Genomic DNA, 11,863 nt, shown 5'->3' with positions numbered 1-11,863 from the left:
ACAGCGGCCCCTCCTGGCAACGGTTCGGGCGTCTATTGCCAAGATTTACGCCGGTAAAAACACACGGGCTGTTGTTGCATTGGGGTCTTTCTGGTATAAAGCAGCGCTCTTTTCTAGGGGCCCGGTTCCTTCACTGTAGGTGTAGCCGGTAAGACCCTTAAAGAAACGCGGCGCCTGGCGCCAAATGACTGAGAGATTAAGCGGCCAACCCATGCCGGGTTGGGCATGTGGTTTTAGAGGGCTGAGGCATGTCGAGAGTCTGTCAAGTTACCGGTAAGGGTCCGGTGACTGGGAATAACATTTCCCACGCAAATAACAAAACCCGTCGTCGTTTCCTGCCGAACCTGCAGCATCACCGCTTCTGGGTTGAAGAAGAGAAACGTTTTGTTCGCCTGCGTGTATCTGCCAAAGGCATGCGTATCATCGACAAGCGTGGCATCACTGTCGTGCTGGCCGAAATCCGCGCCGCTGGCAAGATTTAAGGAGCTTTATCATGCGTGAATTGATTCGAATGATCTCTAGCGCCGGTACTGGTCACTTCTACACTACCGACAAGAACAAGCGTACTACCCCGGACAAGCTCGAAAAGAAAATGTTCGACCCGCGCGTTCGCAAGCACGTGATCTACAAAGAAGGCAAAATCAAGTAATTGATTTTCTTCCTTGTGAAAAAAAGCCCGTCTCTCACGAGACGGGCTTTTTTTTGCCTGAAATGTGCTGATCAGGCTTTCTGCTCGAACACCACGTAGATCTTGCGGCACGGCTCCAGCACTTCCCAGGTGCCGCTGAACCCGGCAGGAATCACGAAACGGTCGCCGGCACGCAAGGTCTTGGCATTGCCGTCGGCATCACGCAGTACCGAAACCCCCTGCACAATCTCGCAATACTCATGCTCGCTGTAATTGACCTTCCACTGCCCGACTTCACCTTCCCACACGCCGGCGTTCATCTGGCCGCACGGGCTGTTGTAGTGGTTATAAATGGTCTGCTCGGGGTCGCCCTTGAGGATTTTTTCGGCGGCCGGGCGGTAGCGGTCCGGGGTGGTGCTGGCTTGGCTGAAGTCGACGATATCCTGGATGCTCATGTGCGTGTCCCGTCTGGCCTGCGGTTGGAGAGCCCAAAGTCTATGTTTATTAAAATGAACATCGCAAGGGCGTTTACCGCCGTTATGTCAAATATATTGAAACACCCCCAGCCGCTGGTTTAGGGTGGCAGCTGCCTTGAGCCGAACAGCAGGCTGGCCGGGCAAGAATTCTTTGAGGCTGCCGGGGGACATCACCTGGCCCTTGTATTCAATAAGAGGAGGACACTCGCATGACCACCCTGACCCGTGCCGATTGGGAACAACGCGCCAAGGATCTGAAGATCGAAGGCCGCGCCTACATCAATGGTGAGTACACCGCTGCTGTTTCCGGTGACACGTTCGAATGCATCAGCCCGGTCGATGGCCGTCTGCTGGCTACCGTTGCCAGCTGCGACGCCGCCGACGCCCAGCGCGCTGTCGAGAACGCCCGCGCTACGTTCAATTCCGGTGTCTGGTCTCGCCTGGCGCCGGCCAAACGCAAAGCCGTCATGATCCGTTTCGCCGCGCTGCTCAACGCCAATGCCGAAGAACTGGCGCTGCTCGAAACCCTGGACATGGGCAAGCCGATCACCGACTCCCTGGGAATTGATGTGCCTGGCGCCGCCAACGCCCTTAGCTGGAGCGGCGAGGCGATCGACAAGATCTACGACGAAGTCGCCGCCACCCCGCACAACCAGTTGGGTCTGGTGACCCGCGAGCCGGTCGGCGTAGTGGGCGCCATCGTGCCGTGGAACTTCCCGCTGATGATGGCCTGCTGGAAACTCGGCCCTGCGCTGTCCACCGGTAACTCGGTGATCCTCAAGCCGTCCGAAAAATCCCCACTGACTGCCATCCGCATCGCGGCCCTGGCCGTTGAGGCCGGCATCCCTAAAGGCGTGTTGAACGTGCTGCCGGGCTACGGCCACACCGTCGGCAACGCGCTGGCGCTGCACATGGACGTCGACACCCTGGTGTTTACCGGTTCCACGAAAATCGCCAAGCAACTGTTGATCCGCTCCGGCGAGTCGAACATGAAGCGTGTATGGCTGGAAGCGGGCGGCAAGAGCCCGAATATCGTGTTTGCTGATGCGCCGGACCTGCAAGCCGCCGCCGAATCTGCCGCGGGCGCCATCGCCTTCAACCAGGGCGAGGTCTGCACCGCCGGCTCGCGCCTGCTGGTCGAGCGCTCCATCAAAGACAAATTCCTGCCGCTGGTGATCGAGGCTCTCAAGGGCTGGAAGCCAGGTAACCCGCTGGACCCGGCGACCAACGTCGGTGCCCTGGTGGACACCCAGCAGATGAATAACGTGCTGTCGTACATCGAAGCTGGCCATGCCGACGGCGCCAAGCTGGTGGCGGGCGGCAAGCGCACCCTGCAAGAAACTGGTGGCACCTATGTGGAGCCGACGATTTTCGACGGCGTGACCAACGCCATGAAGATCGCCCAGGAAGAAATCTTCGGCCCAGTGCTGTCGGTTATCACATTCGACAGCGCCGAAGAGGCGGTCGCTATTGCCAACGACACCATTTATGGCCTGGCCGCAGCCGTGTGGACCGCTGATATCTCCAAGGCACACCTGACTGCCAAGGCCTTGCGCGCCGGTAGCGTGTGGGTCAACCAATACGACGGCGGCGACATGACCGCACCCTTTGGTGGTTTCAAACAGTCGGGTAACGGTCGCGACAAGTCGCTGCACGCGTTCGACAAGTACACCGAGCTGAAATCGACCTGGATCAAGCTGTAAGCAACACCGCAGGTCAAATGTGGGAGCCGGTTTGCGTGGGAGCTGGCTTGCCTGCGATAGCATCAACTCGGTGTAACAGATAAACCGAGGTGTCTGCATCGCGGGCAAGCCCGGCTCCCACACAAGCCCGCTCCCACACTGTTTTGTGTGATCTTGATAATTATCCACAGGAGCGTGGAAATGCGTTGGGCGACTTATTTCGCCGTGCTGGCCTCTGTCCTCAGCGTCGGCCTGGCCTTGGGCGTGAGCATGCCGCTGGTGTCCCTGCGTCTCGAAGGCTGGGGTTATGGCAGCTTCGCCATTGGCGTGATGGCCGCCATGCCGGCTTTTGGCGTACTGCTCGGCGCGAAGGTCTCCAGCCGGCTGGCCTCGTGGCTGGGCACCGCCAACCTGATGCGGCTGTGCCTGTGGGCCGGTGCCATCTCCATCGGCTTGCTGGCAATACTACCCAGCTACCCGGTGTGGCTGGTGCTGCGGCTGATGATCGGCGTGATCCTGACCATTGTGTTTATCCTGGGTGAAAGCTGGATCAACCAGTTGGTGGTCGAGCAATGGCGTGGCCGCCTGGTGGCGCTGTACGGTTGCAGCTATGCCTTGAGCCAATTGTCGGGCCCGTTGCTGCTGGGCGTACTCGGCACTGACCATGACTATGGCTTCTGGGTGGGCGTTGGCTTGTTGGTGGTCGCGCCGCTGTTGCTGCTAGGGCGTTCCGGTGCCCCAACCGCCGAGTCCTTCAGCGTGACGTTCAGTGACCTGTGGCGTTTCTGCCTGACGCTGCCGGCAATTGCCTGGGCGGTCGCCTTGTTCGCCGCGTTCGAGGCGATGATTCTGACGCTGCTGCCGGTGTATTGCCTGCAGCAGGGTTTCACCGCCGAGATTGCCTTGGCCATGGTCAGCACCGTGGTGGTCGGTGATGCGCTGTTGCAATTGCCCATTGGCGCTTTGGCCGATTACTTGCCGCGGCGCACCTTGTTCTTGAGCTGCGCGGTGTTGTTGCTGGCCTCAAGCCTGGCGATTCCTTTGCTATTGCATACGCAGTTGATCTGGCCGGTGTGGGTGATCTTTGGCGCGAGTGCCGGTGGGTTGTTCACCTTGTCGCTGATCCTGATCGGCGAGCGTTATCGCGACGATGCGCTGGTGCGTGCCAATGCTCACGTAGCGCAGCTGTGGGGCATCGGTTGCCTGATCGGGCCTCTGGTGGCGGGCGCGGGCAGCCAATGGGTCAGCGGGCATGCGCTGCCGTTGCTGATGGCGGCCGGGGCGCTGGGGCTGGTGGTGTTGCTACTGCGCCAGGGCGCATTCGGCGCCGCACAGCCTGCCTAAGCATTTGAAATGCAATCAACTGTGGGAGCTGGCTTGCCTGCGATAGCGGTGTGTCAGCTTGCCCAAATGGCGCCTGATACTCAGCTATCGCGGGCAAGCCCGGCTCCCACAGTTGACCCTGTTGTTCTTACAGCATGCGCTCCAGGCCAACACTGGTGGCGAACCAGGCATTAAACCTGCGCCACCAACTGCCCGGCTCCCGCGTCAGGGTGTGCAATTGGCCGTTATCCTCGGTCACCCACACCACCTGGCCATTCTGCAATTTCGCCTCATAGCTCAACGCTGGCGCCATGCCTTGCAGCGCCAGGTTGCGCACGTGTTCCGCCAGTTCGGGGCTGTCTACCAGCACCCCGACTTCGGTGTTCCACAGCACCGAGCGCGGGTCGAAGTTGAACGAGCCGATAAACGACTTTTGCCGATCAAAGATCATCGCCTTGCTGTGCAGGCTGGAGTCCGAGCCGTGGAAGGCGCCTCGGCGAAACAAGTGTGGGCCACTGCCACCGCCCGCATCGCCCGGTTGGCGGCGCAGCTCATAGAGTTTCACGCCGTGTTCCAGCAACGCCTTGCGATAGGGCGCGTAGCCGCCGTGTACGGCAGGCACGTCGGTGGCTTCGAGGGAGTTGGTCAGCAGGCTGACTGACACGCCCGCATCGGCGCGCCCGGTCAGGTACACCAGCCCGGGTTGCCCCGGCACGAAATACGCCGAAATCATTATCAGCTCATGGCTGACGCCTTCCAGCTCCGGCGCCAGCTGAGTGGTTAGCAGTAAGCGTGGATCAGGGTCAGCCTTGGCCAGCACTTTGCTCGGCGCATCCCACAACGCCTGGTTCCAGGCCCAGATCAGCTCGCGACGCCAGATGTCCATGCGCGGTTGTGTCTGGTAAGTGCGCAAGCGGTTATAGAGGGCGTGGTTCTGCTGGCGCGACTCAGCCAACGAGTCTTGCAGGCGTGCGCGTGCGGCGTTCAGGTCACCCTTGGACGGGGTGCTTGAGACGAAGTCGTCAATGGGCTTGCTCAGCGCGCTGTTCCAGTACTGATCAAAGCTGTGCCCGAGCTGCTCGGCCACCGGGCCGACGCTGAGCATGTCGATATCGGTGAAGTTGAGATTGGGCTCGGCATCGAAATACTCGTCGCCCAGGTTGCGCCCGCCGACAATGGCCACGCTGTTATCCGCCAGCCACAGCTTGTTGTGCATGCGCCGGTGTTGCAGCGACAGGTTGAACAGCCGGCCCATCGCCCGCGTCACGCCGGTGCTGCGGCCCAGGTGCAGCGGGTTGAACAGGCGAATCTGGATCTGCGGGTGGGCGGCGAGGGTGGCGATAACCTGATCGAGGCCGTCGCTGGTGGTGTCGTCCAGCAAGATACGGATGCGCACACCACGGTCGGCGGCCTTGAGCAGTTCATCCACGAGCATGCGCGTGCTGATGCCGTCGTGCACGATGTAGTACTGCAGGTCGAGGCTGCTCTGAGCATTGCGGATCAGTTCGGCACGGGCCATGAAGGCTTCGCTGCTGTTGGGCAACAGGCGAAAGCCCGAACGACCTTGGTACGGCGCCGCCTGGGCCTGGATCGAGCGCCCGAACGAGGATTGCGCCGCAGGCAGGGCGTCGCTGGGGATGCGCGGTGCATCGACCGTGGCGCAGCCACTCAGCGTCAGGGCGCCCAGCAGCAAAAACGGTAAAAGCCGTCGAATCATCAAAGGCACTGCTTCCAGGTCAGGGCGGTTGTGGGATATGACGGCAGATTGCGGGGAAAGGTCAGTCGGTCACCTCGGCAAGCATCTTCATCGCGGCGGCCCCGACCTTGCGCACTGCCTCTTCGATCTGCGGCGTTGGCTTGGCAGCGTAGTTCATGCGCAGGCAATTACGGTATTTGCCGGAGGCGGAAAAGATGCTGCCCACCGCCACCTGTACACCTTGTTCTACCAGCACACGGTTGAGTTTCAGGGTATCAAAGCCCTCCGGCAGTTCTACCCACAGCATGAAGCTACCTTGGGGCCGGCTGGCACGGGTGCCGGCGGGGAAATAACGGCTGACCCAATCGAGCATCAAGTCGCGATTGCGCTGGTATTGGGTGCGCATCCGCCGCAAATGCGGCTCGAAGTGACCGTTTTTGAGGAACTCGGCTATGGCGATCTGCGGTTGCGTCGCTGTGGAACCGGTGCTGATGTATTTCATGTGCAACACCCGCTCAAGATAGCGCCCTGGCGCTACCCAGCCGATGCGCAGGCCGGGCGCCAGGGTTTTCGAGAACGAGCTGCACAGCAGCACACGGCCATCTTCGTCGAAAGATTTGATCGTGCGCGGACGCGGGTAGCTGTAGGCCAATTCGCCGTACACATCGTCTTCAATAATCGCCACGTCAAAGCGCTGGGCCAGGGTTAGCAGTGCGCGTTTGCGTGCCTCGGGCATGATGTAACCCAGCGGGTTATTGCAGTTGGGGGTCAGCTGGATGACCTTGATCGGCCACTGTTCCAGTGCCAGCTCCAGTGCTTCGAGGCTGATGCCGGTGATGGGGTCGGTGGGGATTTCCAGAGCCTTCATGCCCAGACCTTTGAGGGTTTGCATCGCGCCGTGAAAGCTTGGCGAGTCGACCGCAACAATATCGCCAGGCTCGCAAATCGCGTGGATGCTGGCGGAGAGCGCTTCATGGCAGCCGGTGGTGATCACGATATCTTCGGCGGTCAACTGGCAGCCGGAATCCAGAGACAGTCGAGCGATCTGCTCACGCAACTCCATACAGCCAAGGATATTGTCGTAATACAGCCCCGGCAGGTCCTGGCGACGGCTCACCCGGGCCAGGCTGCGCAGCAGGGGCTTCATGGTCGGCGACAATACGTCCGGCATGCCACGGCCCATCTGTATGACGTCTTTGCGCGGCACGGCGCGAATCAGTTCCAGCACCTGGTCCCACTGCGAGATTTCCACCGGGCGCTGTGCCGGGCGGCCGATTTCCGGCAGCGCCGGCAACTCGCGTCCGACCGGCACAAAGTAGCCCGACTTGGGCTTGGGCATCGCCAGGCCGTTGTCTTCCAGCAATCGGTAGGCTTGTTGCACGGTGCTCAGGCTCACTCCGTGTTCCACACTCAAGGCCCGCACGGAAGGCAAGCGATCACCGGGGCGATAGAAGCCCTGCTCGATGCGCGTGCCCAGTAATTCGGCGAGGTTGACGTAGAGGGTCATGGTGATCGCTCCGAGGGGACCAGTACAGATAGGCGCAAAATACAGGATTCAGCCCTTCATGGGCAGTATCTGTATGGATTTAATAAAGATTGGTTGAATCTGTAATGGTTTTGCCCGTGCGCCCATCCTAGTCACTCATGGCAACAGGCAAATGAGGGGCAACACGATGAACGGCATGAGCGATGTGCGGCTGATGTTACACAGTCAGCAATTGCAGGCAGGGCAGGAGCGGGCGAAGTTGCCTCGCGATATCAGCCGCTGGAGTCTGTTCTGGCACCGCCGCTACACGCGCAAAGCCTTGCTGCACCTGACCGGTGAGCAACTGCTTGACGTCGGGTTGACTGCCGAACAGGCGCGCCAGGAAGGCATGAAGCCGTTCTGGCGCGACTGATCAGAGCAGCTCTTTGAAGCGGTGCCAGAGCATCCCCAGCGCCAACAGCGGCGAGCGCAGATGTTTGCCGCCGGGGAAGGTGATGTGCGGCACCTGGGCGAACAAATCGAAACGGCCCTGCTGCTGGCCGCTGATTGCCTCGGCGAGCAGCTTGCCGGCCAGGTGCGTGGCGTTGAGGCCATGGCCGGCGTAGGCCTGGGCGTAATACACGTTTGGCTGGTCGGCCAGCCGGCCAATCTGCGGCAGGCGGTTGGCGCCGATGCCGATCATGCCGCCCCATTGGTAGTCGATCTTCACGTCCGCCAGTTGCGGGAACACCTTGAGCATTTTGGGGCGCATATAGGCGCCGATGTCCTGCGGGTCGCGGCCGGAATAGTGGCAGGCTCCGCCGAACAGCAGGCGGCGGTCGGCGGACAGGCGGAAGTAATCCACGGTCACGCGTTGATCGCACACCGCCATGTTCTGCGGCAGCAGGCTGGCGGCCTGGGCTTCGTTCAAGGGTTCGGTGGCGATGATGTAGCTGCCGGCGGGCAGCACCTTACCGCTCAATTGCGGGTTCAGGCCGTTGAGGTAGGCGTTGCAGGCCAGCACCAGGGTGTTGGCGCGCACGTTGCCATTGGCAGTGTGCACGTTGACCTCGGGGCCGTAGTCGATGCGCGTCACTTCGGACTGCTCAAACAGCTTCACGCCCAGCTGCTGCGCGGCGGCGGCTTCGCCGAGGGCCAGGTTCAGCGGGTGCAAATGGCCGGAACCCATGTCGATCATGCCGCCTACATAGCGCTCGGAGCCGATCACGCTGCTCATCTCGTTGGCTTGCAGCAGACGTACTTCATGGCGATAACCGAGGTTGCGCAGTTCTTCGGCGTCTTCGGCCAGGCCGATCAGATCGCGGGGTTTGTTGGCGAGGTCGCAGTAACCCCAGGTCAGGTCGCAGGGGATCTGATAGCGCTCGACTCGCTCGCGCACGATCTCCACGGCTTCCAGGCCCATCAGCTTCATCTGGCGCACGCCGTCGCTGCCGATCACGTTGCTGAACTGGTCCAGGCCGTGGCCGACACCGCGAATCAGCTGGCCGCCGTTGCGGCCGCTGGCGCCCCAGCCGAGCTTGCGCGCTTCCAGCAGCACCACGCTAAAGCCGCGTTCAGCCAGCTCAAGCGCTGTGTTTAGGCCGGAATAGCCGCCGCCAATCACGCACACATCGGCGCGCACTTCGCCCATCAACGCCGGGTAGTCGGGCTGTGAAACGCTGCTGGCGGCGTAGTAGGAAGCGGTGTGCCGGGCGCTGGCGGTCATGGGGAGCATCCCTGTTTGGAAAATTTGACGCAGGATACAGCGGTCGGACGAAGCTGTCTGCGCAGCACGTTTTGCGTCAGAATCCACGCTTATTCGCCGTTCGGTAAGTGTTTTGATGAGTTGCAACAGCCAGAAAATCAGCGCGCTGCGCAGGCAGATCCCTTCGTTCGAGTGCGTCCCCGGCTGCCACGACTGCTGTGGGCCGGTGACCACCTCACCCGAGGAAATGTCGCGCCTGCCACGCAAGACTGCCGCCGAGCAGGAGGCTGCCATGGACGAGCTGAACTGTGTGCACCTGGGGCCGAATGGCTGCACCGTGTATGACGAGCGGCCGCTGATTTGCCGGCTGTTTGGCACTACCAAGACGTTGCCGTGCCCGAATGGGCGGCGGCCGGTGGAGTTGATTCACCCTAGGGTTGAGAAGCAAATTCACGAATACATGGCGAGTACCCGGCAAGTACTGGTCTGACGGATGTACTGGATCAAAAAAATGTGGGAGCAGGCAAGCCAGCTCCCACATTTGACCGAATTGTGTCATTTGGTCAGTCGGGGATCGGCAGATTGAGGCTCTCTTTCACCTCTTCCATCACGATATAGCTCTTGGACTCGCGCACATGCGGCAGCTTGAGCAAGATATCGCCGAGCAATTTGCGGTACGAGGCCATCTCGGAGATCCGCGCTTTCACCAGGTAGTCGAAGTCGCCTGACACCAAGTGGCACTCCAGCACATGGGGCAGCTTCAGCACGGCGCGGCGGAATTCCTCAAAGGTGTCGCCCGACTTGTAATCCAGGCTGATCTCGACAAATACCAGCAAACTCCCCTTCAAATGCTGCGGGTTGAGCCGAGCGTTGTAGCCCATGATGATCCCTTCGCGCTCCAGGCGGCGGACCCGCTCGGTGCACGGCGTGGTCGACAGCCCGACCTTTTCCCCCAGCTCCGTAAACGAAATACGCCCATCGGTTTGCAGGATGCGCAGGATATTGCGGTCGATCTTGTCCAGCTCCCGCTTGGTCTGGGTGTTGGTACGCATAGGGGATACGCCTCTGTGAAAAGGGTTTTTGCCGAGAATTGTCGCCAAATATAGGCATTTATATAGTGAAATGCACTGGTCATTGTTTTTTACACTGCGCCCATCATTGCTCGAATAACACACGTCAGCGGCTAAGCCCGTGATGAGGATATAAAAATGCGCGTTCTGGTCTTGGGTAGCGGCGTCATTGGGGTGACCAGTGCCTACTATTTGGCGCGGGCCGGCTTTGAAGTGGTTGTGGTCGACCGTCAGCCCGCCGCTGCCATGGAAACCAGTTTCGCCAACGCAGGCCAGGTGTCGCCGGGTTATGCCTCGCCCTGGGCCGCGCCAGGCGTGCCGCTCAAGGCCATCAAGTGGTTACTGCAACGCCACGCGCCACTGGCGATCAAAGCCACCGCCGATATCGATCAGTACCTGTGGATGGCGCAGATGCTGCGCAACTGCACCCAGAGCCGTTACGCGGTGAACAAAGAGCGCATGGTGCGCCTGTCCGAATACAGCCGTGACTGCCTTGACGAACTTCGCGCCGAAACCGGCATCGCCTACGAAGGCCGCAGCCTGGGTACTACCCAGTTGTTCCGCACCCAGGTGCAATTGGATGGTGCGGCCAAAGACATCGCCGTATTGAAAGAATCCGGCGTGCCGTTCGAGCTGCTCGACCGCGCCGGCATTGCCCGCGTTGAGCCAGCCCTGGCCAGCGTCACCGATATCCTCGCCGGCGCCCTGCGCCTGCCCAACGACCAGACCGGCGACTGCCAGATGTTCACCACGCGTCTGGTGGACATGTGCAAGCAATTGGGCGTGGAATTCCGTTTCGAACAGGACATCCAGCGCCTTGATTACGCCGGTGATCGCGTTAATGGCGTGTGGATCGATGGCAAGCTGGAAACCGCCGACCGTTACGTACTGGCCCTGGGCAGTTACTCGCCCAAGCTGCTCAAGCCGCTGGGGATCAAGGCGCCGGTGTATCCGCTCAAGGGTTACTCACTGACCGTGCCGATCACCAACCCGGCGATGGCGCCGACTTCGACCATTCTGGATGAGACCTACAAGGTCGCGATCACCCGTTTCGACAACCGCATCCGCGTCGGCGGCATGGCTGAAATAGCCGGTTTTGACCTGTCGCTGAACCCTCGTCGACGTGAAACCCTGGAGATGATCGTCAACGACCTTTATCCTCAGGGCGGCGATTTGACCGAAGCCACTTTCTGGACCGGCCTGCGCCCGACCACACCCGACGGCACGCCGATTGTCGGTGCCACCCCGTTCAAGAACCTGTTCCTGAACACCGGCCACGGCACCCTTGGCTGGACCATGGCGTGCGGCTCTGGCCGTTTGCTGGCTGACCTGATGGCGAAAAAAACGCCGCAGATCAGCGCCGAAGGTCTCGATATTTCCCGTTACGGCAGCAACCACCAGGAGTCCGCAAAACATGTCAATCCAGCGCCAGCTCACCAATGAGCGCATGAGCCAGATCGTTGTTCACAGCGGTACCGTGTATCTGGCAGGGCAGGTCGGCGACGACATGAATGCCGGGATTGAACAGCAGACCCGCGAAACCCTGGCCAATATCGAACGTTTGCTGGACCTGGCCGGCACCGACAAAACCAAGTTGCTGTCGGTGACGATCTACCTCAAAGACATCGACGCCGACTTCGCCGGCATGAACGCGGTGTGGGACAAGTGGCTGCCTAAAGGCGTGGCCCCGGCCCGTGCCACGGTTGAGGCCAAACTGTGCGAACCAGAAATTCTGGTAGAGCTGTCCGTGGTGGCTGCGCTGCCTTAAACGTAGCTTTTTCCCCCGGCGCCGTGGCTGATAGTCGGCGCCGGTTTTTC

The 11,863-nt window shown here is 60.8% G+C and carries 13 protein-coding genes; 8 read left to right on the top strand and 5 right to left on the bottom strand.

Annotated features, from left to right (window positions below; all coding sequences use genetic code 11):
• Positions 1–248: 248 nt before the first annotated feature.
• Complete coding sequence (gene rpmB, locus GIW48_RS02070) at positions 249–482, top strand: 50S ribosomal protein L28 (RefSeq protein ID WP_003176907.1); 234 nt, start codon at positions 249–251, stop codon at positions 480–482.
• An 11-nt stretch (positions 483–493) separates the two neighbouring features.
• Positions 494–649: a 50S ribosomal protein L33 gene (rpmG, locus tag GIW48_RS02065; protein ID WP_003176906.1), complete on the top strand. Its 156-nt coding sequence runs from the start codon at positions 494–496 to the stop codon at positions 647–649.
• A 71-nt stretch (positions 650–720) separates the two neighbouring features.
• Here the strand turns inward: rpmG and GIW48_RS02060 are convergent, their stop codons facing one another.
• Complete coding sequence (locus tag GIW48_RS02060; RefSeq protein ID WP_236460714.1) at positions 721–1,083, bottom strand: cupin domain-containing protein; 363 nt, start codon at positions 1,081–1,083, stop codon at positions 721–723.
• 230 nt (positions 1,084–1,313) lie between these two features.
• On the opposite strand from GIW48_RS02060, the gene GIW48_RS02055 reads away from it, so the two are divergent.
• Positions 1,314–2,807: an aldehyde dehydrogenase gene (locus GIW48_RS02055; RefSeq protein WP_017135854.1), complete on the top strand. Its 1,494-nt coding sequence runs from the start codon at positions 1,314–1,316 to the stop codon at positions 2,805–2,807.
• A gap of 180 nt (positions 2,808–2,987) precedes the next feature.
• Positions 2,988–4,130, top strand: a complete 1,143-nt coding sequence (locus GIW48_RS02050) for an MFS transporter (protein WP_169988070.1) — start codon at positions 2,988–2,990, stop codon at positions 4,128–4,130.
• A 127-nt stretch (positions 4,131–4,257) separates the two neighbouring features.
• Here the strand turns inward: GIW48_RS02050 and GIW48_RS02045 are convergent, their stop codons facing one another.
• Both GIW48_RS02045 and GIW48_RS02040 read right to left on the bottom strand, forming a co-directional pair.
• A complete protein-coding gene (locus GIW48_RS02045; RefSeq protein ID WP_236460715.1) occupies positions 4,258–5,826 on the bottom strand; it encodes a phospholipase D family protein in 1,569 nt (522 codons plus the stop codon).
• Between the two features lie 61 nt (positions 5,827–5,887).
• Positions 5,888–7,312 (bottom strand): aminotransferase-like domain-containing protein, encoded by a 1,425-nt coding sequence (locus GIW48_RS02040; RefSeq protein ID WP_068933817.1) that lies wholly within the window; start codon positions 7,310–7,312, stop codon positions 5,888–5,890.
• Positions 7,313–7,478: 166 nt separating this feature from the next.
• On the opposite strand from GIW48_RS02040, the gene GIW48_RS02035 reads away from it, so the two are divergent.
• Positions 7,479–7,703 (top strand): DUF1127 domain-containing protein, encoded by a 225-nt coding sequence (locus GIW48_RS02035; RefSeq protein ID WP_236460718.1) that lies wholly within the window; start codon positions 7,479–7,481, stop codon positions 7,701–7,703.
• Here GIW48_RS02035 and GIW48_RS02030 read toward each other — a convergent pair whose 3' ends face one another.
• On the bottom strand, positions 7,704–8,996 hold the full coding sequence (locus GIW48_RS02030) for an NAD(P)/FAD-dependent oxidoreductase (RefSeq protein WP_099550266.1): 1,293 nt from the start codon (positions 8,994–8,996) through the stop codon (positions 7,704–7,706).
• 115 nt (positions 8,997–9,111) lie between these two features.
• On the opposite strand from GIW48_RS02030, the gene GIW48_RS02025 reads away from it, so the two are divergent.
• The gene (locus GIW48_RS02025; protein ID WP_017135860.1) at positions 9,112–9,465 is read left to right on the top strand and encodes a YkgJ family cysteine cluster protein; all 354 of its coding nucleotides are present in this window, start codon (positions 9,112–9,114) and stop codon (positions 9,463–9,465) included.
• A 73-nt stretch (positions 9,466–9,538) separates the two neighbouring features.
• Here GIW48_RS02025 and GIW48_RS02020 read toward each other — a convergent pair whose 3' ends face one another.
• On the bottom strand, positions 9,539–10,027 hold the full coding sequence (locus tag GIW48_RS02020; protein WP_003176896.1) for an Lrp/AsnC ligand binding domain-containing protein: 489 nt from the start codon (positions 10,025–10,027) through the stop codon (positions 9,539–9,541).
• 156 nt (positions 10,028–10,183) lie between these two features.
• Here GIW48_RS02020 and dadA point away from each other — a divergent pair, with 156 nt between their 5' ends.
• Together dadA and GIW48_RS02010 are read left to right on the top strand one after the other, a co-directional pair.
• Complete coding sequence (dadA, locus tag GIW48_RS02015) at positions 10,184–11,488, top strand: D-amino acid dehydrogenase (protein WP_236460716.1); 1,305 nt, start codon at positions 10,184–10,186, stop codon at positions 11,486–11,488.
• Complete coding sequence (locus tag GIW48_RS02010; protein WP_017135862.1) at positions 11,460–11,813, top strand: RidA family protein; 354 nt, start codon at positions 11,460–11,462, stop codon at positions 11,811–11,813. Before dadA ends, GIW48_RS02010 begins: the two co-directional genes overlap by 29 nt.
• The last annotated feature ends 50 nt before the right edge of the window (positions 11,814–11,863 follow it).

This window comes from Pseudomonas sp. PA-6-3C (genome assembly GCF_021605825.1).
In the GTDB taxonomy this organism is placed as follows: Bacteria; Pseudomonadota; Gammaproteobacteria; order Pseudomonadales; family Pseudomonadaceae; genus Aquipseudomonas; species Aquipseudomonas edaphica.
The sequence above is the reverse complement of the archived record's forward strand: the minus strand, read 5'-3'. Positions and strand labels throughout refer to the sequence as shown.

What these genes read in the sequence shown, in the direction of transcription:
- rpmB (WP_003176907.1), top strand. Translation starts at nt 249, where the DNA reads ATGTCGAGAGTCTGTCAAGTTACCGGTAAGGGTCCGGTGACTGGGAAT.
- rpmG (WP_003176906.1), top strand. Translation starts at nt 494, where the DNA reads ATGCGTGAATTGATTCGAATGATCTCTAGCGCCGGTACTGGTCACTTC.
- GIW48_RS02060 (WP_236460714.1), bottom strand. Translation starts at nt 1,083, where the DNA reads ATGAGCATCCAGGATATCGTCGACTTCAGCCAAGCCAGCACCACCCCG.
- GIW48_RS02055 (WP_017135854.1), top strand. Translation starts at nt 1,314, where the DNA reads ATGACCACCCTGACCCGTGCCGATTGGGAACAACGCGCCAAGGATCTG.
- GIW48_RS02050 (WP_169988070.1), top strand. Translation starts at nt 2,988, where the DNA reads ATGCGTTGGGCGACTTATTTCGCCGTGCTGGCCTCTGTCCTCAGCGTC.
- GIW48_RS02045 (WP_236460715.1), bottom strand. Translation starts at nt 5,826, where the DNA reads ATGATTCGACGGCTTTTACCGTTTTTGCTGCTGGGCGCCCTGACGCTG.
- GIW48_RS02040 (WP_068933817.1), bottom strand. Translation starts at nt 7,312, where the DNA reads ATGACCCTCTACGTCAACCTCGCCGAATTACTGGGCACGCGCATCGAG.
- GIW48_RS02035 (WP_236460718.1), top strand. Translation starts at nt 7,479, where the DNA reads ATGAACGGCATGAGCGATGTGCGGCTGATGTTACACAGTCAGCAATTG.
- GIW48_RS02030 (WP_099550266.1), bottom strand. Translation starts at nt 8,996, where the DNA reads ATGACCGCCAGCGCCCGGCACACCGCTTCCTACTACGCCGCCAGCAGC.
- GIW48_RS02025 (WP_017135860.1), top strand. Translation starts at nt 9,112, where the DNA reads ATGAGTTGCAACAGCCAGAAAATCAGCGCGCTGCGCAGGCAGATCCCT.
- GIW48_RS02020 (WP_003176896.1), bottom strand. Translation starts at nt 10,027, where the DNA reads ATGCGTACCAACACCCAGACCAAGCGGGAGCTGGACAAGATCGACCGC.
- dadA (WP_236460716.1), top strand. Translation starts at nt 10,184, where the DNA reads ATGCGCGTTCTGGTCTTGGGTAGCGGCGTCATTGGGGTGACCAGTGCC.
- GIW48_RS02010 (WP_017135862.1), top strand. Translation starts at nt 11,460, where the DNA reads ATGTCAATCCAGCGCCAGCTCACCAATGAGCGCATGAGCCAGATCGTT.